The 21,348-nt window shown below is 54.6% G+C and carries 16 protein-coding genes and 2 tRNA genes; 10 read left to right on the top strand and 8 right to left on the bottom strand.

Features of this window, described 5'->3' with window-relative positions; translation table 11 throughout:
• Nucleotides 1–113 precede the first annotated feature (113 nt).
• Complete coding sequence (gene amt, locus AUQ43_RS14300; protein WP_062956887.1) at nt 114–1,442, bottom strand: ammonium transporter; 1,329 nt, start codon at nt 1,440–1,442, stop codon at nt 114–116.
• A gap of 23 nt (nt 1,443–1,465) precedes the next feature.
• Nucleotides 1,466–1,804, bottom strand: a complete 339-nt coding sequence (locus AUQ43_RS14295) for a P-II family nitrogen regulator (RefSeq protein ID WP_007088725.1) — start codon at nt 1,802–1,804, stop codon at nt 1,466–1,468.
• Between the two features lie 584 nt (nt 1,805–2,388).
• Here AUQ43_RS14295 and ubiH point away from each other — a divergent pair.
• Nucleotides 2,389–3,612 (top strand): 2-octaprenyl-6-methoxyphenyl hydroxylase, encoded by a 1,224-nt coding sequence (gene ubiH, locus AUQ43_RS14290; protein ID WP_084272111.1) that lies wholly within the window; start codon nt 2,389–2,391, stop codon nt 3,610–3,612.
• Nucleotides 3,613–3,809: 197 nt separating this feature from the next.
• The gene (locus AUQ43_RS14285; RefSeq protein WP_062956886.1) at nt 3,810–4,472 is read left to right on the top strand and encodes an OmpW family protein; all 663 of its coding nucleotides are present in this window, start codon (nt 3,810–3,812) and stop codon (nt 4,470–4,472) included.
• Between the two features lie 117 nt (nt 4,473–4,589).
• Here the strand turns inward: AUQ43_RS14285 and AUQ43_RS14280 are convergent, their stop codons facing one another.
• The 5 genes from AUQ43_RS14280 to AUQ43_RS14260 form a co-directional block, all read right to left on the bottom strand.
• Nucleotides 4,590–4,976 carry a gamma-butyrobetaine hydroxylase-like domain-containing protein gene (locus tag AUQ43_RS14280; protein WP_062956885.1) on the bottom strand — a complete coding sequence of 129 codons (387 nt, stop codon included), beginning with the start codon at nt 4,974–4,976 and terminating at the stop codon, nt 4,590–4,592.
• A gap of 15 nt (nt 4,977–4,991) precedes the next feature.
• The gene (locus AUQ43_RS14275; RefSeq protein ID WP_062956884.1) at nt 4,992–5,180 is read right to left on the bottom strand and encodes a Trm112 family protein; all 189 of its coding nucleotides are present in this window, start codon (nt 5,178–5,180) and stop codon (nt 4,992–4,994) included.
• Between the two features lie 47 nt (nt 5,181–5,227).
• Nucleotides 5,228–5,920 carry an LON peptidase substrate-binding domain-containing protein gene (locus AUQ43_RS14270; protein WP_062956883.1) on the bottom strand — a complete coding sequence of 231 codons (693 nt, stop codon included), beginning with the start codon at nt 5,918–5,920 and terminating at the stop codon, nt 5,228–5,230.
• Nucleotides 5,917–6,843, bottom strand: a complete 927-nt coding sequence (gene trxA, locus AUQ43_RS14265) for a thioredoxin (RefSeq protein WP_084272110.1) — start codon at nt 6,841–6,843, stop codon at nt 5,917–5,919. The genes AUQ43_RS14270 and trxA overlap by 4 nt, the downstream gene beginning before the upstream one ends.
• Before the next feature lie 134 nt (nt 6,844–6,977).
• The gene (locus AUQ43_RS14260) at nt 6,978–7,496 is read right to left on the bottom strand and encodes a prolyl-tRNA synthetase associated domain-containing protein (protein ID WP_062956882.1); all 519 of its coding nucleotides are present in this window, start codon (nt 7,494–7,496) and stop codon (nt 6,978–6,980) included.
• A 218-nt stretch (nt 7,497–7,714) separates the two neighbouring features.
• Here AUQ43_RS14260 and AUQ43_RS14255 point away from each other — a divergent pair.
• The 3 genes from AUQ43_RS14255 (at nt 7,715) to AUQ43_RS14245 (ending at nt 8,651) form a co-directional block, all read left to right on the top strand.
• Nucleotides 7,715–7,789, top strand: a tRNA-Gly gene (locus tag AUQ43_RS14255).
• A 37-nt stretch (nt 7,790–7,826) separates the two neighbouring features.
• Nucleotides 7,827–7,901, top strand: a tRNA-Gly gene (locus AUQ43_RS14250).
• Between the two features lie 108 nt (nt 7,902–8,009).
• Entirely contained in the window at nt 8,010–8,651 is a 642-nt protein-coding gene (locus AUQ43_RS14245) for a DUF488 family protein (RefSeq protein WP_062956881.1), read from the top strand.
• A gap of 8 nt (nt 8,652–8,659) precedes the next feature.
• Here the strand turns inward: AUQ43_RS14245 and fabI are convergent, their stop codons facing one another.
• Nucleotides 8,660–9,418: an enoyl-ACP reductase FabI gene (gene fabI, locus AUQ43_RS14240; RefSeq protein WP_062956880.1), complete on the bottom strand. Its 759-nt coding sequence runs from the start codon at nt 9,416–9,418 to the stop codon at nt 8,660–8,662.
• A 366-nt stretch (nt 9,419–9,784) separates the two neighbouring features.
• On the opposite strand from fabI, the gene AUQ43_RS14235 reads away from it, so the two are divergent.
• The 5 genes from AUQ43_RS14235 to htpX all read left to right on the top strand — a co-directional run bounded on the left by AUQ43_RS14235 (nt 9,785) and on the right by htpX (nt 21,312).
• Nucleotides 9,785–14,620, top strand: a complete 4,836-nt coding sequence (locus AUQ43_RS14235; protein WP_062956879.1) for an NAD-glutamate dehydrogenase — start codon at nt 9,785–9,787, stop codon at nt 14,618–14,620.
• Between the two features lie 308 nt (nt 14,621–14,928).
• Nucleotides 14,929–15,567, top strand: a complete 639-nt coding sequence (locus AUQ43_RS14230) for a TetR/AcrR family transcriptional regulator (protein WP_062956878.1) — start codon at nt 14,929–14,931, stop codon at nt 15,565–15,567.
• 135 nt (nt 15,568–15,702) lie between these two features.
• On the top strand, nt 15,703–16,878 hold the full coding sequence (locus AUQ43_RS14225; RefSeq protein ID WP_232310686.1) for an efflux RND transporter periplasmic adaptor subunit: 1,176 nt from the start codon (nt 15,703–15,705) through the stop codon (nt 16,876–16,878).
• A gap of 36 nt (nt 16,879–16,914) precedes the next feature.
• A complete protein-coding gene (locus AUQ43_RS14220) occupies nt 16,915–20,094 on the top strand; it encodes an efflux RND transporter permease subunit (RefSeq protein WP_062956877.1) in 3,180 nt (1,059 codons plus the stop codon).
• Between the two features lie 204 nt (nt 20,095–20,298).
• The gene (htpX, locus tag AUQ43_RS14215) at nt 20,299–21,312 is read left to right on the top strand and encodes a zinc metalloprotease HtpX (protein WP_062956876.1); all 1,014 of its coding nucleotides are present in this window, start codon (nt 20,299–20,301) and stop codon (nt 21,310–21,312) included.
• Nucleotides 21,313–21,348 lie beyond the last annotated feature (36 nt).

Raw genomic sequence — 21,348 nt, 5'->3', positions numbered from 1 at the left:
CGCTAAAAGCTTGCATGACGCCGACAAAAAAGCCCGCCCGGGTTTCCCCGGACGGGCTTTTGATCTTGTTGATCGGGTACCGTGCGAACACGGTACCCGTCAGAATGTCTTGCTTAGAAGCGCTGGGAACCCTTGCCGAATTCCGGATAAGCTTCCAGGCCGAGCTCGGTCGCATCCGAACCGTTGGCTTCCTCTTCCTCGGAGAGGCGAATACCAACAGTGAATTTCAGAGCGAACCAAACGATCGACGAAGCAACGATGGTGAAGGCACCCATTGCAACGATACCGGTGATCTGCGTACCGAAGGAAGCACCATCATTGGTGAACGGAACAGCAAGTGTGCCCCAGATACCAGCAACAAGGTGAACCGAAACAGCACCGACAACGTCGTCGATTTTCAGTTTGTCGAGCAGCGGAACCGCGATGACAACCAGGATACCACCGATTGCACCGATGATGATCGCCGAGCCAATGGTCGGGGTGTCCGGAGCAGCCGTGATCGAGACCAGACCAGCCAGTGCACCGTTAAGTGCCATGGTGAGGTCGACCTTTTTGTAAAGGATCTGGGTCAGGATGATTGCTGCAACCACACCGCCAGCAGCAGCCATGGTGGTGTTGCCATAGATGTTGGCAATGGCGATAACGTCAGCGCCGGTACCCATAGCAAGCTGGGAACCACCGTTGAAGCCGAACCAGCCGAGCCACAGGATGAAGGTACCAAGCGTTGCAAGCGGAAGGTTCGAACCCGGCATCGGATGAACCGAACCGTCTTCACCGTACTTGCCTTTACGAGCACCAAGGATGATCGCGCCGGTCAGAGCAGCCCAGCCGCCGACCGAGTGCACAATGGTGGAACCGGCAAAGTCAGAGAAGCCCATCTCTGCGAGCCAGCCGCCGCCCCAGGTCCAGGAACCGGTGATCGGATACAGGACGCCAGTCAGAACAACGACGAAGATCAGGAATGGCCACAGTTTGATACGCTCGGCAACAGTACCGGAAACGATCGAAGCTGCGGTGGCAACGAAGACCATCTGGAAGAACCAGTCGGACGTTGCGGAATAACCGCCAGAGAAGTCGCCACCAAGGGCAGCGGAGTCATCTGCGCTCCACAGGCTCAACGAGCCGATCCAGCCAGATACATCCATGTACATCAGGTTGTAACCGATGAGGTAGTACATGATGCCTGCGATGGAGAAGAGACCGATGTTCTTCAGCAGGATGGTGGTTACGTTTTTGGTCCGTACAAGACCGCTTTCCAGCATTGCAAAGCCAGCAGCCATGAACATGACGACGGCGCCACTGAACAGGAAGCTAAAGCTGTTGAGAATGAACTGGGTTTCGGCCGGAACGCCTGCGTCCTGTGCAAAAGCCGGAGAAGCGATTGCCAGAAGGGCGGTAGCTGCAGCTGCAGCAAGGCCGGTTTTCTTCATGGAAATAGTCATAATGTCTCCCCTTGTCTCTGGACTTACAGGGCGTCGTCGCCGGTTTCACCAGTACGGATACGGACCGCCTGGCTCACATCAAGAACGAAAATCTTACCGTCCCCGATTTTCCCGGTTTGAGCAGTTTTGGTGATAGCTTCGACAACCTGATCAACCAGATTATCCGTGATGGCGACTTCCAGCTTCACCTTCGGCAAGAAGCTGACCATGTATTCAGCACCACGATAAATTTCGGTCTGGCCTTTCTGACGGCCAAAACCTTTGACTTCAGTGACCGTCAAACCCTGAACGCCCAGTGCGCTGAGCGCCTCGCGGACTTCGTCCAGTTTGAACGGTTTAATTACAGCAGTAACAAGTTTCATAATATTGCGACCTCCCGGCATATCCGTTGAATACCAACGTGGTAATCACGATTTCGCAGTCCCCCGTTCCAAACCAAGAATCGTGCCAGACTCAAAATCAATCTTGTAAGTTACTGAATGAAAAAGACAAAATAATGAATCGCAGTGATGGAATGATGACTTTGTTTTGCCCTGTACGGATTAAAATCTGCACAAAATCTGTTGTTGTCCAAAAAATGTGCATATTTTTTAATCAACCGGCCGTGGAAAAGAAAAGCACTTGCAGCTCAATGGCCTGTGGCGGTCATTTACTGATCAAGACCAGTTTTCCTGCAACTGGGGGCATGTATTGCGTGGTAAAGTGTATGGGCTGCCTGTGGGTTGATGGTGTGCAGCAGATGGGCTTAATGCATCGTCGGTGGCCTGGCAGGCAAGATTACGGGCCCCGCGATGATCGGTGCGGGTTGTAGGCGCGTATCGGGCAGGGTAAAGATGTGCAAACAACGCTTTCACGACGCCTTGTTGCGTCAGGTCAACGCAGCCCGCCGGTCCACAGGGTAAACCGGCGTCATGTGCGGTGGCCAAACGACACAGGAATTTGCGACATGCATGATCAGCAGGCACTTCAAACCGATGTCATTATTCTGGGGGGCGGATTGAATGGCGCTTCCATGGCTCTGGCATTGGCGCATGGTGGTATGAAGTCTGTAGTGATTGATTATGCAGATCCCAAAACCATCCTGACCGCAAATTATGATGGTCGTACCTGTGCGATTGCAGCGGCCTCCAAATCGGTGCTTGATGTTATCGGGGCCTGGGAAAACATGGCCGATGCGGCCGAACCGATCCTTGATATCCGGATTGCCGACGGACAAAGTCCGCTCTTCTTGCATTACGATCACCATGAAGTTGGTGACGAACCGCTTGGCTATATCGTCGAAAACCTTGTGACCCGCAGTGCGCTGTATCGTGCGATTGAAAAAAACGATCTGGTCAAAATGATTGCACCGGCACGTGTTGAAACGATTGACCGTGATCAGGGCAATATGACCATCACGCTTGCAGACGGGCAATCTGTGCGGGCGCCGCTTGCAATCGGCGCAGAGGGGCGCAAGTCCATGCTGCGCGAGTGGGCCGGGATCAAGACCTATAACTGGAGCTACAAGCAAAGTGCGGTCGTTTGCACGGTCAAGCACAAGCAGCCGCATAATGGTTTGGCGGTTGAACACTTCTTGCCTGCCGGTCCGTTTGCCATTCTGCCAATGACGGACAACCGCTGTTCGATCGTCTGGACGGAGGGCACCGAACAGGCCAATTATCTGGTCAATCTTGATGAGCAGACCTTTGTGGATGAACTCCATCGTCGGTTTGACGGATATCTGGGTGATCTTGAGGTGATTGGTCCGCGTTTCTGCTATCCGCTGGGTTTGCAGCATGCCTATCACTACACGCAGGATCGCTTGGCGCTGATTGGTGACGCGGCCCATGGCATGCATCCCATTGCCGGTCAGGGGCTGAATATGGGCATTCGTGATGTCGCCGTTCTGGCCGAAATTCTCGTCAATGCCCGTCGTCTGGGTCGTGACATTGGCAGTGCGGATGTCCTGGCAGAGTACGAACAATGGCGCCGGTTTGATAATACGGTGATGTTGGCGGTTACCGATCTCACCACCCGTCTGTTTTCAAATGACATTGCCCCGGTCCGCTGGGCGCGCGATATCGGTTTGGCCGTGGTCGAAAAAATCCCGCCACTTAAAAAGACGTTCATGTCCCATGCCATGGGGTATGCCGGGACTCTGCCGAAGTTGATGCAAGGCAAATCTTTGTAGTCCCTGGATCATGTAGTGCGATGAAGACCTGGTTTTGATCAAAAACCGGGAACTTCAGCTTAAATGATCCAAAGTCATTTAAAATCGTTCAAAAACATGTCGTTTTTTGTCGTTGCTTGTTGATTTGTGTCAACAAGTCAGCAAACCGAAAGGCGCAATGTCCCCAGCGAGTTGATCAAACTAACAGGGGACAGATAATGTCATTCAAATCCAAACTTCTTGGCACCGCTTTGTTGGGTGGCATGATGGCCGCTTCGCTTGTTGCAGCCAATCCGGCTTCCGCACAGACCGCCGAATTCAAAACCAAACAGGCCGGTGATATTGTCATTCGTGCGCGCGGTATTGCGATGGTTCCGGATGAGGACACCTATGACCACAACATCAACAACGGCACTGGTCATGGCCAGCTGAGCAACGATGCCGTGCCCGAAGTCGACTTTTCGTACTTCGTGACTGACAACATCGCATTTGAGTTGATCGCTGCAACCACCCAGCATGATCTGGATTGGGCGAACCCGACCCTTGATGCGGGTTCTGTTCGTCTGTTGCCGCCGACCCTGACGGTGCAGTACCACTTCATGCCTGAAAGCCGCTGGAGCCCGTATGTTGGTGCCGGTATCAACTACACCTTCTTCTATGACTCCAAGCCAGGTCAGTTTAACTCGGTAGAGTATGATGACGGCTTTGGCTATGCCTTCCAGGCTGGTTTTGACTACGCAATTTCCGGCCCGTGGTCGGTCAACTTCGACGTCAAAAAGATCTATCTCGATACCGATGTCAGCATCAACAATGGTGCGAACACCTCCAAAGCGCATCTTGATCCGTGGGTCTTTGGCCTCGGTGTTGGCTATCGCTTCTAGGAAACCTGAGTGACGGGATGGACGTCTCGTCAAAACATTTAAAAAAGCGGTCCTGTCATTGGCAGGGCCGCTTTTGTTTTGGGGGTCTTCATGGACTGGCGGGATGCGGCGCGGTTGCTATCGTTTAGCGGGATCGCGCGAAAGTCCGCGTGCTTCGAGTGCAGCGAGATAGTCCGCCCAAAGATTGTCCTGATTGTCGTGCATCTCGCGCAGATATTGCCAGCTGAACAGGCCGCTATCATGCAAGTCATCAAAACTGATGCGCACGGCATAGTTCCCGACCGGCACAATATCAATGATGCCGACATGGCGGCGTCCGGCGATGATTTTCTTTTCCGAGGGATGATGCCCCTGAACCTCGGCTGACGGGCTTTCAACCCGAAGCAACTCGGCACCAAGGCGGGTTTTCACACCGTCATCCCAGATAATTTCCAGAATGCGATCATCACGCAGATAATTGATTTCAACCGGGGTAAAAGCCGGGGTGAAGCTGTCTTGTGTCATGACAGGCTGTTTGCCTTAATCTTCGATGGCGCGGGCTTCATCAGGCAGCATGATCGGAATGCCATCACGGATCGGATAGGCAAGACCGGCTTTGGGGCTGATCAATTCGTTATTGTCGCGATCATATTCCAGCGCCTGTTTTGTTACCGGACAGACAAGGATTTCAAGAAGTTTCGGGTCTACCGGGCTTGGGGTCGCAGTCATGAATTCAGCCTTCGGGTTAACTATGTCGTCCAGGACGGCATGAATGGTCAGTTGGAGTTGCTGTACGTCTGCTTTGGATCGGCGTGGACAGCCATCTCAAGCAACGTCGTGAGCATATCGCCGCGATCATACAGGGTTGTGCATTCGAGCAAAGCCTGTTTTTCAAGCGGACTGAGCCGACAGCCCATGGAAATGGTGGTGATCAGCATTTCATCATCGCTGTCTGCCAGGGTATCCCAGCACGACCGTAACGAATGCTGAGCAAAATAGGCCTCTAGCGCCATGCGCAACCGATCACGATTGATCGGCATGTCATTCGCCTCGGGAATTTCCAGATCATCCCGCCAGGGGTCGAAATCGCCGCGTACCCGGCGATAGCCGCCGCTATTTTCGGGTAATTCCTCGATGACGTTAAAACGGCATACGCCGGTCAGCGTGATCAGGAAGCGGCCATCGTCGGTTTCACTAAAGGCGGTAATGCGGCCCGCACATCCTGTCGAAAAGATTTTAGGGTTTTCCGGGTCCATGAAATAGGCGTTGTTCTGATCCGGACGGGGCTGGATCATGCCGATGATCCGGTCCTGTCCAAGGGCATCAGTCACCATATTCATGTATCGCGGCTCAAAAATATTGAGCGGCAGATGCCCGCGCGGCAGCAAAAGCGCACCGCTCAGCGGGAATACTGGCATGGTTTCCGGAAGATCCGAAAGTTCAGGATCAAAGGGGCCGCATATGCTCATGAAAACAATACCGTCGATAAGGCACGGCGTCCGGCGACGCTGGCAGGGTCCATCGGGCCCCAGGCTTCAAAAAACTTCAGGAGCTGGGTGCGTCCTGCATCCTCGTTCCATTCGCGATTGTTGCGAATGATGGTGATCATGGCGTTGACCGCTTCTTCACGCTTGTTCTTGGCAAAGCAGGCCATGCCGTAATCAAACTGTGCCTGCGGGTCGTTCGGGTTAGCTTCGGCCTTGGCGCGCGCGGCATCAAGATCCTCGCCCGACACACCTGTCTCTGCAAGTTCAAGGGCGCTGATGGCGGCCGCAATCGGTGCCTTCAGGCGATCAGTATCAGACATGTTGTCAACAAAGTGGCGGGCTTCTTCAACCTCATCCATGCCGACCATGCAGCGGATCATGCCGCCAATGGCGTCTTCATTTTCCTGCTCGCGTTCAAGGATGCTAACGTAAATGCCATGTGCCGCTTCAAAGTTTTCCTCTGCAAGTTCGGCACTTGCCTGTTCCAGAAGTCCCTCGATCGGACTTTCAATCGGGCCACCGGCAAGTTTTTCATAGAAGGCGCGCACTTCGCTTTCGGGCTGGCCGCCCTGGAAACCATCAACCGGGCGTCCGCCCTTGAAGGCGTAAACGGTCGGGACCGACTGGATGCGAAGCTGCATCGCCAGTTCCTGGTTTTCGTCGATATTGACCTTAACCAGTTTTACGCGTCCGCCGGCCTCCCGGGTGACCTTTTCAATAATCGGGGTCAGGTTTTTGCAAGGCCCGCACCATGGTGCCCAGAAATCGACAACAACCGGCACTTCCATGGACGGTTCAATGACGTCCTGAACAAATGTTTCTACACTGCTGTCCTTGATCAGGTCGGAATCCTGATTTTGGCTGGTGGCGCCATCTGGCGCATTCGCGTCAAGAATGATCGACATTATAATTCACTCGCTAATTCTGAATTCTAGATGATACCGCCATGCCCGGACGACAAGAGGCAGTCATGTGATATTGCGCGTCACTTATACTTAAATATAAGCAGATTGAAGGACTTGCCTCAGCTGTCCGTAGTTCATTTATCGTCAATTGCGGCGGGTTCGGCGTCGAAATCAATGATCATCGCCTCATAACCAAGTGAGTCGATGAAGGTTAACAGGTCTGCTGAGGTAATTGTCGTGGTACGGTCATTTCGCAAGGGGTGGAAGTTCAGCACATCCCCTTTGGCAAGCTTTGCATCAAGGGCAAGGTTCACCTTGCGCTCCTGATCATTGAGCAGCGCAAAGGGCGTTACCGAGCCCGGCTTGACGCCCAGCGTTTCGATCAGAAGTTCCGGCTTCCCAAACGACAAGCGTGCGCATCCCAGCCGCTTGTGCAGGTGGTTCATGCGGATCTCTGTCTCTTCCTCTGCGACAACCAGCCACAGCGCACCCTTCTTGTCTTTGACAAACAGGTTCTTGGAATGGAGTCCCGGCAGGTCGCCGCGCAGCTTTTGCGAATCCTCGACCGTAAACAGCGGATCATGTTCATGTGTGGTCGTTTTGATGCCCAATTTGGCAAGGTGATCGAAAAGCTGGGTTGATGGATCGCTCATGCTCTTTCCCTTGTGGCTGTGCGCCAGAAGATAACCAAGTTCAAAACCGGACGCAAATTTGCATAAACCGGGTCGGATTTCGACAATTCAGGCGCTTAAAGTCAAGGAAAACCGCCAAAATTCCCATTGTTACGTTTTCATGGAAAAAAGGGTTGCAATCGCTCTTTGTTGGGCTATTATCCGCGCCGCTCCACAGGGGCAGAAACAATCTGATGAACGCGGGCGTAGCTCAGGGGTAGAGCATAACCTTGCCAAGGTTAGGGTCGAGAGTTCGAATCTCTTCGCCCGCTCCATCAGACAGGTTTCAAAATGCATCGCTTTCATGATGATGCGGGCGTAGCTCAGGGGTAGAGCATAACCTTGCCAAGGTTAGGGTCGAGAGTTCGAATCTCTTCGCCCGCTCCATGATGAAAGTTTAAAAGGCCGTCCTTCGGGGCGGTCTTTTTGTTTTTGGATCAAGACTCCTGACCGTTCTTGCTTGCAAGAAAATGCGTTTTGTCGTGTGTTCTGGGTATGTCTGATCTGACCGCCGATAAATCCGCATTGTCCGGGCGCATCATCTACACTGTTGGCTATGCTGGCCACGACAGGGAAAGTTTGCTTGCCCTGTTTAGAGCCCACGGTATTACCGCCGTGGCCGATATCCGGACCTTCAAGGGATCAAGCTATTGGACGGCCTTTGACTCCGAGAGCTTCGGACCGTTCCTGCGCGAAAATGGCATTGCTTATGTCTTTATGGGCGATGTCATGGGCGGAAAGCCGCAAATGCCCGAACTTTATCCTGACGGGCAGCTTGATTATGACCTGATGGCAGAACGGTCTGATTTCAAATCGGGCATTGAACGGCTGGTGGCCGGGGCAGGGAAATACCGAATCTGCCTGATGTGTGCCGAGAAGGATCCGCTGGACTGTCATCGCACCCTGTTGATTGCTCCGGCTTTAAAGGACGCCGGCTTTGATTTGCACCATCTGGTCGATGGGCGGGTTGAAGCCCAGTCTGAAACCGATGCACGGATGATTGCGATCAATGGCGGGGATGTACCCGATCTGTTTGCCGCTGCGGAACCAGACCCGGATGCCGAGATCAAGCTGGCACTTGCCCGTCAGATCAAGCGCGTTGCTCCCAAGGCTGATGACGCGATAAAGCGGCGCTAACGTGCCGCCTAGCCCATAATGTTATAGCCACCATCAATATGGACAACATCGCCGGTCAATGATTTGGCCCGATCACTGGCAAGAAACGCTGCCAGTTCACCGATTTCATCAATGGTTACCAGACGATGCGATGGCGCACGGTCTGTGGCTTTGTCCATCAGGTGCTGAAATTCGGCAATTCCGGATGCTGCGCGGGTCAAAAGCGGGCCGGGTGAAATTGCATGGCAACGAATTCCCTTGGGGCCCAGTTCGGCAGCCATATAGCGGGTCATGCTTTCCAGTGCTGCCTTGACCGGGCCCATGACGCCGTAATGATCAATGACCCGTTCTGACCCCATATACGTCACGGTCAGAAGCGCGCCGCCATCACGGATGAGCGGTTCTGACCGTTTGGCAAGTCGTGCAAAGGAATGGCATGAAATATCCATCGCCGCCATAAACCCGTCGCGCGAACAATCGACGACACGTCCATGAAGGTCATCTGCCGGGGCAAAGGCGATGGAATGCAGAATAAAATCAAGCTTTCCCCATTTCTGTTCTATTTCGGCAAACAGCGCGTCTTCCTGTGCCTGTTCGCGGACGTCAAGCGGGGCAAAGATTTGTGCTTCGATTTCCCGGGCCAATGGTTCGACAAATTGTCTGGCCTTGTCGTTAAGGTAGGTCACGGCAAGCTCTGCGCCTTCGCGTTTGAAAACGCGGGCACATCCCCAGGCGATGGACATTTCATTGGCAATTCCGACGATCAGCCCTTTTTTGCCTTCAAGCATGTTGCTGTTCCTTTTCGGATTATGTGCGACTGCGAAGTAACCGGTAAAATGGGTCGTCTTTCAAAGTGTACCGGGTTTTGCGCTGCAAAAAAGTGCAAAATTCTGTGACAATCACGCCTTGCCGATGATTTTGCGGCTACATGCTAGTCTGTTGGTTAAATGAATTTTTTTTGTGCAGAAGCATAGTTTTTAGGCAGATGATCCGTTATGTGTAGGCTTACGGGCGCGCGGGGTTTTCAGGTGCCTTCATGATGGAAAATCCCGCTCTACGTCCCAAATAAAGCAAAATCAGTGGTGTGTTGCACCGGTCGCAAAGATCGGTGTTTCGGTTCTGGCAAACAGAGCCGGGAAAAAGGGAAATTGGTCATGAAAGCCCGAAACGGCGACCCAAAACGGGAAGTCATCGACAAGGTTGTCGAGAAAATCCATCAGCGAATGTCTGGCGAAATGGCGAAGGATGCAGAAGCATTCGTTCGCCTTTTTTATAAGGATGTTCCGCCTGACGACATGGCGGGTCGATCTGTCGACTCGCTTTATGGCGCGGCACTCACACTATACAAATTTGCGCAAAAGCGCCCTGCGGCAGATACCGCCAAGATAAGGGTCTATAACCCCGATCTTGAAGAACATGGCTGGACGTCTGATCACACCGTGATCGAAATCAACAATACCGACATGCCGTTTCTGGTGGACTCGGTGACAGCCGCCCTGCATGAACTTGATCTGACGGTGCATCTTGTCATTCACCCGATCATGCGCATTGCGCGTGATGACAACGGTGACTTGCAGCGCGTTGCCGGTGTTGAGGAAACCAATGATCCGCGTGAATCGGTCATGCATGTCGAAATCGACGAACAGACCGACAAGAACGTGCTCGCCAAGGTTCATGATCGGCTTGAAAACTGCCTGACAGACGTCGCGCTTGCCGTGCGTGACTGGCAGCCGATGCTGAAAAAGGTCACCGATGTTCTTGATGAAATCGGCGAGGTCAAGGCAGATGCGTCCGATGATGACCGCCGCGAAGTGCAGGATTTCCTTGGCTGGCTGCATAATGATCACTTCACCTTCCTTGGGTATCGGGAATACCGCTTCAAAAGCGGTGGCAAAAAGTCCCAGGTCGATGTTGAGGTGAAAAATCAGCTCGGCATTCTGTCGCGTGAGGGAACCCACGTCTTTGACGAGCTGCGCCAGATCGGCAACCTGTCACCAGAAGTTCAGGACTTCGTCACCAAGCCAAGCCTGCTGATGGTGACCAAGGCCAACAAGCAATCGACCGTCCACCGTTCAGTGCATCTTGATACGATTGTCGTCAAACAGTTCGACGCCAAGGGCAAGGTGGTTGGGCAGCACCTGTTTGTCGGTCTGTTTACCTCGGTCGCCTATAACCTCAGCCCGCGCCTTATCCCGCTTCTGCGGATGAAACTGGCCGAAACGGTCAAACGTGCTGGCTTCCCGCCGGCAAGTCACGATGGCAAGGCGCTGGTCAATATCCTTGAAACCTATCCGCGTGATGAGCTTTTCCAGGTTGATCTGGATGATCTGTATCATACCTGCATGGGTATCCTGCACCTTCAGGAGCGCCAGCGTATCGCACTGTTCGTGCGCCGCGATGCCTTTGAACGGTTTGTCTCCTGTCAGCTGTTCTGCCCGCGTGATCGCTTTACCACCAAGCTGCGTCTGAAGTTCCAGGCGGTGATTGAAAACGCCTTTGATGGCAAGGTCACCGCCCACTACACCCTGATCGGGGACAGCCCGCTTGCGCGTTTGCATCTGCTGGTCAAAACCAATCCGGGGGAGCTGCCCGAATACAGCGTGCCCGATATTGAACGCCAACTGGTCGAAGCGGCCCGTGACTGGTCCGATACCCTGCGTCAGGTTCTTGTCCGTGAACTGGGCGAGGAACGCGGTTTGGCGCTACATCGTCGCTATGGCGAAAGCTTCTCGACCGATTATCGCGAACGTTTCACGGTCGAAAGTGCCGAACTTGATATCGAACGCATCGAAGAAGTCATTAGTGCCAGTGACCTGCGGGTGAACCTGTATCGCCCGATCGAAGCAGCCGAGAACGAGCTGCGCTTCAAGATCTATAATCCCGGCGCACCTGTGCCGCTCTCGGATGTCCTGCCCATGCTTGAAAACATGGGCCTTAAGGTCATCACAGAGAATCCGTTCACGGTCAGCCCGCGTGATGTTGATACCGATGTCCGCATTCATGATTTCGGGGTAGAGGTCGACGGCGAATTCAGCCTCCATGACGTGCGCAACAAGTTCCAGGAACTGTTTGTCCGCATCTGGCATGGGGAGGTTGAAAATGATGCCTTCAACCGTCTTGTCCTTCTGGGCAACCTGCATTGGCGCGAAGTGGTGATCCTGCGTGCCTATGCGCGTTACACTCGCCAGACGGGGTCTGCCTTCTCGCAGGCCTATATGGCCAAGACCCTTGCCAACAACCCGGCACTGGCATCGGCCCTTGTATCGCTGTTTGTGGCGCGCTTTGATCCGGATCGTGATGCAGATCAGACCTCCGAGGTTGAGGCAATTGAAGCCGATATCATCAGCCGTCTTGAAGACGTGATGAATCCGGACGAAGACCGTATCTTGCGGGCCTTCCTTAACCTCGTGCAAGCAACGCTCCGCACCAACTTCTTCCAGTATGACGCGGATGGAAATCCGAAATCCTATCTGTCGGTCAAATTTAACTCCGGCATGATCGAAGATTTGCCGCTGCCCCGGCCGTGGCGTGAAATCTTTGTCTATTCCCCGCGGGTCGAAGCCGTTCACCTGCGCGGTGGACCGGTCGCGCGTGGCGGCATTCGCTGGTCAGACCGTCAGGAAGATTTCCGCACCGAAATCCTCGGTCTGGTCAAAGCCCAGATGGTCAAGAATGCGGTGATCGTGCCGGTCGGCTCCAAGGGCGGCTTTGTTGTCAAACGCCCGCCAGTCGATGGCACGCGTGAAGCGTTCCTTGAAGAAGGCATCGCCTGCTACAAAACCCTGATGAGCGGCATGCTTGATATCACCGATAATATCGTTGCCGGTGAAATCGTGGCACCCAAACGTGTCCGCCGTCTGGATGATGATGATCCCTATCTGGTTGTCGCGGCCGACAAGGGCACGGCGACATTTTCTGACATCGCCAATGGTGTCGCGCGTGATTATGGCTTCTGGCTTGATGATGCCTTTGCTTCGGGTGGCTCGCAGGGCTATGACCACAAGAAAATGGGCATTACCGCCCGTGGTGCGTGGGAGTCGGTCAAGCGCCACTTCCGCGAAATGGGCAAGAACATCCAGACCACGCCGTTTACTGTTGCGGGTGTTGGCGATATGTCGGGCGATGTGTTTGGCAACGGCATGTTGCTGTCCGAACAGATCAAGCTTGTGGCTGCCTTTAACCACATGCACATCTTTGTCGATCCGGACCCGGACCCGGTCAAAAGCTTTGCCGAGCGCAAACGTCTGTTTGACATGCCGCGTTCCAGCTGGGCCGACTATGACAAGAAAACCCTGTCAAAGGGCGGGGATATCTTTGATCGCAAGGCCAAGACCCTTGATCCGTCACCCGAAGTCCGCAAGGTGCTGGGGCTTGGCAGTGGCAAGATCACCCCGGCTGAGATGATGAAGGCCATCCTGAAGTCCGACGTCGAACTTCTGTGGTTTGGCGGTATCGGGACCTATATCAAGTCCAGTGTCGAAACCAACGCCGATGCCGGTGACCGTGCCAACGATGCCATCCGCATCAATGGTCGCGAAGTTCGCGCAAAGGTCGTCGGCGAGGGGGCCAACCTTGGCGCGACCCAGCGCGGTCGTATTGAATATGCGCATGTTGGTGGTCGCCTCAATACCGATGCAATTGATAACGCGGCGGGCGTGAACTGCTCGGACCACGAGGTCAATATCAAGATCCTTGTGGGCGAAGTGGTCGCGGCGGGCGATATGACCGAAAAGCAGCGTAACAAGTTGCTGGTCGATATGACTGATGAGGTCGGCGATCTGGTGCTGCGTGATAACTATCTGCAAAGCCAGGCGATCTCGAATGCCGATGCGGAAAGTGCCGATATCCTTGATGCACAGGTCCGCTTGATCCGCATGCTAGAACGCGAAGGGCGACTGAACCGCGAAATCGAATATCTTCCTGATGACGAGGAACTTACCCGTCGTGCCAATGCGCATGAGGGCCTGACGCGTCCGGAAGTCTCGGTTCTCATGCCCTATGCGAAATTGTGGCTCTATGACGAAATTCTTGAGTCCGATTTGCCCGATGATCCGGTTCTGGTCGAGGAACTGGTGCGCTATTTCCCGACGGCATTGCGCAAAAAATACGCCGATGCGATTTCGAACCATCGTTTGAGACGTGAAATTATCGCAACCGTGGCGACCAACAGCCTGGTCAACCGGGTTGGTGGCACCTTTGTCCATGACATGATGGAAGCCACCGGCATGTCGGCAGTTGATGTGTCGCGTGGTTATCTGATCACGCGTGCGGTCTTCGGGCTTCGCGACTTGTGGGACGGCATCGAGGCGCTTGATAACGTCGTGCTGGCCAAGCTGCAGACCAGCATGTTCCGCGAAATCAATCGCATGGTGAACGATGTGACCCTTTGGTTCCTGCGCAATTGCGAGGAACTTAATGTCGGTGCCAAGATCGAAATGTTCCGCCCGGCGGTTTCCAAGGTCATCGAATGCTTCGAGGAAATCGTGCCCGAGGACGCAGCTGCCCGCAAGGCGCTGGCAGACAAGTCTAAGTCACTCGTCGCACAGGGTGTCCCCGAAGACATCGCGTGGCGGGTGGCATCAGCCGCGCAAATGGTTGCAATCTGTGATGTGGTCCGCATCGCAGAGGCAACCGGACGCGACGTGATCGAAGTGTCTGCGACCTACTTCGCGGTCGGTGCACGCTTCCAGCTGGGTCTGATGCGTTCCGCTGCCGAGTCCATCGAAGCCGATACCTATTGGCAGAAACTGGCTCGCGCAGCCGTGATTGATGACCTGTTTGGCCATCAGCGCGAACTGACCCGTTCGGTTCTCGCAGCAGGTAAGAAAGGCACATCGGGATCCGATCTGCTTGATATCTGGGTTCAGGATCGCCAGCGCGGCTGTGCGCGTTGCGATGATCTGATCAATGAGCTGCGCTCGGCCGGTCAGATTGATCTTGCCATGATCACAGTGGCCAACCGCCAGATCCGGGCTCTGACCGGCGCCTGACGTCTGGCAGGTCGGAAGACCCTGTTCTTAAGCACGGAAGGGCGCCTGTAACGGGCGCCCTTCTTTTTTTGTTTTACATGTCTTCAATCAATGGCCTGCGCCCACAGCGGGTCGTTCAGAATACATACCGCCTTATTGGCAAAATGAACGATGCAGCAAGATTTGCACTAGATCACGGGAAGGAATGGGAGATCCTGTCATCCTGCTGCCATTTTCATATGACTTATTTACAATATTACCGGTGTATTCCTTGAAAAATACCAACCGGTATGTATATCTGAGCTATATAAACAAAACAGGTCAAGGTCATGAGGAACGCCGCAGAAACCCGGAACAAGCTGCTTGAAACAGCGATGGAGCTATTGGCGACACGGAGCTATCACGATGTTGGTGTGAGTGACGTCTGCAAGCATGCCGGGGTGACAAAGGGCGCGTTCTATCATCACTTTGACAGCAAGGCGGAGTTGTTTGCGGCGGCGGCCCGCCATCACTGGGAAAAGGGCAAGGACGAGCTTCGCGCCATCTTTTCCCCCGATGTTCCTCCGCTTGATCAGCTTAACGGTTATATCGAACTCATTTGCAACAAGCAGGAACGCTATGCCGTCCCGGGGGAAAACGAAGTCTGTGTTTGCCCTATTTTCACCGCTGGTGGGCAGGTCGGGCCGGAAGATGCGCCGATCCAGGCCTGTTCGCGCGAACTTGCCGAAGAACAGATCAAGTATCTGGCGTCTATGGTGCGCGGCCTGAAAGGCGAAGGCATGCTGGGTGAGGGTGGTGATGTCACGACTTTGGCGCGACTGATTTTCCAGTATGTTCACGGTCTGCTGACGTATGGTCAGGTTTTCAACGATCTTGATACCGTTCGGTCTGATATTCGTAACGGTATCTGCCGGATCCTCAATTTGCAGTGCAAATACAGGGACATAGAGTCTGGTTCAGCCGCGTAAAACCCTTAAAAATTTCAGTGTGTAGGGAAAATAATTCAGATTATTCTCTAATTTCACTTGCAAACATACCGATCGGTATCCATTTTTCTTCCAAACGGGTCGCCTGTGCGCGGCATAACCTATTTGGAAGATGGAATGATGCAGTCTCGATCAAAACGCAAAATTTTGCTGCCGGCAGCTGTCATGGCGCTGGCCGTTGCCGCCGGTGGATATGGCCTGCATATCACCGGTTCCGCCGCTGATGAGGTCGCGGCTCAAACGGAACAATCCGTACCCCCGGCAACCCCCGTCACCGTATCGGGTGTCAAAAGCCAGTCTGTCCGCCTCTGGAGCAACTTTTCCGGCTGCCTGAGCGCGGTGGAGGAAGTTCAGTTGCGCCCGCAAGTCAGCGGCGCAATTGTCGAAATCCGCTTTGAAGATGGTCAGCAGGTCAAAAAGGGGGACATTCTTGCGGTCATTGATCCGCGCAGCTATCAGGCTGCCGTCGATGAAGCCCGCGCCGAGCTTGCCGCTGCCCGTCAGAACCTGTCATTGGCGGCAAAGGAAAAGGAACGCGCGGAAAAGCTCGTCTCGAACGGCACAGTATCAAAACGCGTCTATGACGAGCGTTTAAGTGCTTATCAGGTCGCGCAAAGCGACGTCAGCCGCACAAAGGCAAAGCTTGAACTGGCAGAGATCGAACTTGACCACGCCTATGTCAAGGCACCGATTGATGGCCGCGTCAGCCGTGTGGAGCTTACTGTCGGCAATCAGGTTAATGCCGGTGCCAATGCGCCGGTTCTGACCACCATCGTCTCGACCGACAAGATCTATGCCGACTTTGATCTGGATGAGCAGACCTTCTTTGCCAGCCTTGGCGATAGCGGCAAGATTGACGATGCCGCGCAACACATTCCGGTCAACATGACCCTGTCGAACGGGCGTCAGATTTCGGGTCATGTGCACAGCTTCGACAACCGGATCGATGCCCGCACCGGCACCATCCGAACGCGTGCGCTTTTCGACAATCTTGATGGCAGCCTGATACCGGGCACCTTTGCCAGCCTTGAAGTCGGCACCCTTGGCAAGAACGACGTGATCATGATCTCGCCCGAAGCGATCAGCACCGATCAGGATCGTAAATTCGTTTATGTCGTAGCCCCCGACAATACGGTTGCCTATCGCCAGGTTACGCTGGGTGCCGAGCTTGACGGCAAGCGGATCATTTCATCTGGTCTTGAGGTCGGCGAGCTGGTGATTGTCAACGGCATCATGAAAGTCCGCCCAGGCATGGCGGTCGCCCCTGAAATCCTGCAGGCCTCTGCATCCTGAGGGATGCGGAGCCGCACGTAAGCAAGGCTGACTGTCATGCAAAATTTGTCCAGACTTTTCGTGGATCGCCCGATCTTTGCCGGTGTTCTGTCCGTCCTGATATTGTTGGCGGGCCTGATTGCCATGTGGCGTTTGCCGATCTCCGAGTATCCGGAAGTCGTCCCGCCGTCGATCGTTGTCGAAGCCAAATTCCCCGGCGCCAACCCCGCCGAGATATCCGACACAGTCGCATCCCCGCTTGAAGAACAAATCAACGGGGTCGAGGGGATGCTTTATATCAACTCGCTGGCCACCACCGATGGCAATCTATCACTTACCGTGACCTTTGAAATCGGAACCGACCCCGATCTGGCCCAGCAAAAAATCCAGAACCGTGTGTCGCAGGCCGAACCGCGCTTGCCTGATATCGTGCGCCAGCTTGGCGTAACGGTGTCCAAGCGTTCACCGGATCTGACCATGGTCGTGCATTTGCGTTCCCCCAATGAACGCTATGACATGCTGTATCTGCGCAACTACGCGACACTGAATGTGCGTGACCGTCTGGCACGTATCACCGGTGTCGGGCAGGTCGGGCTGTTTGGGTCGGGCGATTACGCCATGCGCGTCTGGCTCAACCCCGACAAGGTTGCCGAACGCAACCTGACGGCGGGCGAAGTGGTTTCGGCCATCCAAAGCCAGAACGTACAGGTCGCCGCCGGGATCATCGGTGGCGCGCCCTATGACAGCGGCGTACAGTTCCAGCTGCCGATCAATATCAGTGGTCGTTTGGAAAGCCCTGAAGAATTCGAAAACATCATCGTCAAGCGGGAAGTGGATGGCACCGTCACACGTCTGGGCGATGTTGCCCGCGTTGAAATGGAAGCCCAGCAATATGCGCTGCGTTCCCTGCTTGATAACAAGCCTGCGGTCGCGATCCCGATCTTTGCATCACCGGGCTCGAACGCGCTCGATATTTCAAGCAACGTCCGCGCGACGATGGAAGAACTCAAACAGGGCTTCCCCGAAGATCTGGATTATTCCATCGTTTACGACCCGACCGTGTTTGTGCGCGGCTCGATCAAGTCGGTGATCATGACCCTGCTCGAAGCAGTTGCGCTTGTTGTTGTCGTGGTCACCGTCTTCTTGCAGACGTGGCGTGCGTCGATCATTCCGTTGCTGGCCGTGCCGGTATCAATCATTGGTACCTTCGCGCTGATGCTGTTGATGGGCTTTTCGATCAACGTGCTGTCGTTGTTTGGTTTGATTTTGGCCATCGGGATTGTGGTTGATGACGCGATTGTCGTGGTCGAAAACGTCGAACGTAACATTGAACGTGGTCTTTCCCCGCGTGATGCAACAGTGGCGGCCATGCGCGAAGTTACGGGGCCGATTATCGCGACCTCGCTTGTCATCACCGGTGTATTTGTGCCGATTGCCTTTATTTCCGGCCTGACCGGTCAGTTCTATCAGCAATTTGCCCTGACCATTGCCATTGCCACGATCATTTCCACCGTCAACTCACTGACGCTGAGCCCGGCTTTGTCGGCTGTGCTCCTGCGCAGCCACGACGCGCCAAAAGACTGGCTGACACGCGGCATGGACTTTGTCTTTGGCTGGTTCTTCCGCGGGTTCAACCGCTTCTTTAACCGCAGTACTGATCTTTATGCCGGTGGTGTGAAGCGTCTGCTGGGCATGAAGACCATCATGATGGCGCTTTATGTCGGTCTTCTGGCGTTGACCTATCAGGGGTTCCAGATCCTGCCGACAGGTTTCGTACCGTTGCAGGACAAGCAATATCTTGTCAGTTTCGCCCAGCTTCCGCAGGGCGCAACACTGGACCGGACCGAGGATGTTATTCGCGAAATGTCTGACATCGCGCTCAAGGAACCCGGAGTGGAAAGTGCTGTGGCGTTCCCGGGGCTTTCGATCAACGGCTTTGTGAACAGCTCAAGTGCCGGCATCGTGTTTGTCACCCTCAAGGACTTTGATGAACGCAAAAGCGATGATCTGTCAGGGCTTGCCATCGCAGGCAAACTGCAACAGAAGTTCGCAGGCATCGACGAGGCCTTTGTTGCCATCTTCCCCGCGCCGCCGGTGCAGGGGCTTGGCACTGTTGGTGGTTTCAAGCTGCAGGTACAGGACCGAACCGATCAGGGCTATGGTGCGCTTGATGATGCGATGAAACAGGTCCTTGCCAAGGCATGGGCAGCCCCGGAACTGACCGGCGTGTTTTCAAGCTACAACATCAATGTGCCGCAGCTTCAGGCGACGCTTGACCGTACCAAGGTCCAGCAGCTTGGCATCCCTGTTGATGAAGTCTTCCGGACCATGCAGGTCTATTTGGGGTCAATGTATGTCAATGACTTCAACGCCTTTGGCCGCACCTATCAGGTGATCGCACAGGCAGACAAGCCGTATCGTTCAAGCCCCGATGACATTCTGCGTCTGCAAACGCGCAACGCAGATGGCGATATGGTGCCGCTTGGTTCCGTGCTTTCGGTTTCCGAAACATTCGGGCCGGACACGGCGATGCGCTATAACGCATTCCGTTCGGCTGATCTTAATGGCAATGCGGCACCGGGATATTCAAGTGGCGAAGCACAGGCCGCAATCACCAAGATCCTTGATGAAACCTTGCCACCGGGTATGTCCTATGAATGGACAGAGCTGACCTATCAGCAGATTCTGGCAGGCAACACGGCGATCTTTGTTTTCCCGATTTGTATCCTGCTCGTGTTCCTGATGCTGGCGGCTCAATATGAAAGCCTGACCATGCCATTGGCGGTGATCCTGATCGTCCCGATGAGCATCCTGTCCGCTGTTTTTGGTGTCTATCTGTTTGGGGGTGACAATAACATCTTCACCCAGATCAGCCTTTTTGTGCTGGCCGGACTGGCATCAAAGAACGCCATCCTGATTGTCGAGTTCGCCCGCGAACTTGAACATCAGGGCCGCAGCACCGTTCAAGCCGCGATCGAGGCCAGCCGTTTGCGTCTGCGCCCGATCCTGATGACTTCCTTGGCCTTTATCATGGGCGTCGTTCCGCTGGTCCTGTCCAGTGGTGCCGGTGCCGAGATGCGCCACGCAATTGGTATTGCCGTGTTCTCGGGCATGCTGGGTGTGACGATATTTGGCCTGATCCTGACCCCGGTCTTTTATGTCCTTGTACGCATGATTGGCCGGCGCAACGACGTTCGTTCACTTGACGAGGTTGATGCACATCAGCCTGCGGAGTGACCGATATCGTTGCACAAAACAGCTGGACTGTCTTTTCCCCCGACCCCGCCGGTTCGGCTGTTTTGAAACTCCCGAACGGGGCTGACAAAGGTCAGCCCCGTTTTTTCGTGTGAGCCATCTCTCAGTCTGATCTGATGGCCCTTGCCTTGGCTGCACATCGCCTTATCTTTCGGTCGGGATGTTTGTCGATAAGGGTTTTCGACCATGAACTATGTGCGTACCGGTTTGTTGCTTGCTGGCCTGACCGCGCTGTTTGGCGCTGTTGGCATGATGATTGGCGGGCAACAGGGCATGATTATCGCGCTGCTGTTTGCAGCTGCCATGAATGTGTTCGCCTACTGGAATTCGGATGCCATGTTGCTGCGCATGCGCAGCGCACGGCAGGTGGATGATAAAACAGCACCAGAACTGGTGGCGATGGTCCGTGACCTTGCGCGCAATGCCGACCTGCCAATGCCCAAGGTTTACGTCATCGAAAACCCGCAACCCAATGCCTTTGCCACCGGGCGAAACCCGGAAAATGCAGCGGTGGCTGCGACCACAGGGTTGCTTAAGCTCCTTGATCGCAACGAAATCGCCGGCGTTATGGCCCACGAGCTGGCGCATGTGAAAAACCGCGATACTCTGACCATGACCATTACCGCGACCATCGCCGGGGCGATTTCTGCGTTGGCCAACTTTGCAATGTTTGCCGGCATGTTTGGCGGCAATCGCGATAACAACAATCCGCTGGGCGGGATCGGCATGATCCTGATTGCGATTCTCGCGCCCTTGGGGGCGATGATCGTGCAGATGGCAATCTCGCGGACCCGCGAATATGAGGCCGACAAGATCGGGGCTGAAATCTGCGGCCATCCGATGTGGCTGGCCAGTGCCTTGAACAAACTAGATAAGGGTGTTCACGCCGTCCCGAATATGGATGCCGAACGCAATCCGGCAACCGCACACATGTATATTGCCAACCCGTTATCCGGAAAAGGCGTCGATAGCCTGTTCTCTACCCACCCCAACATGGCCAACCGCATTGCGCGCCTGCAGGCCTTGGCTGGCTCTTCGCAAAGTTCCGCACAAAGCCCCGTGCACGGCCATCAGGCCGAACAAACACCCCGCACCGCCAGACCCGCGTCCAGCCGTGGGCCGTGGGGGCGCAAGTCCGCGAAACCTGCTGCTCCCAAACGTGGCACGTCGCGTCAGCGCAAACGGCCCTGGGAATCCTGAAGATCCGGTGCCTTTATGTGTCTGGTGGTCAGTTAA

The sequence above is a fragment of the Thalassospira sp. MCCC 1A01148 genome, assembly GCF_001613795.1.
Lineage (GTDB): Bacteria > Pseudomonadota > Alphaproteobacteria > Rhodospirillales > Thalassospiraceae > Thalassospira.
The sequence above is the reverse complement of the archived record's forward strand: the minus strand, read 5'-3'. Positions and strand labels throughout refer to the sequence as shown.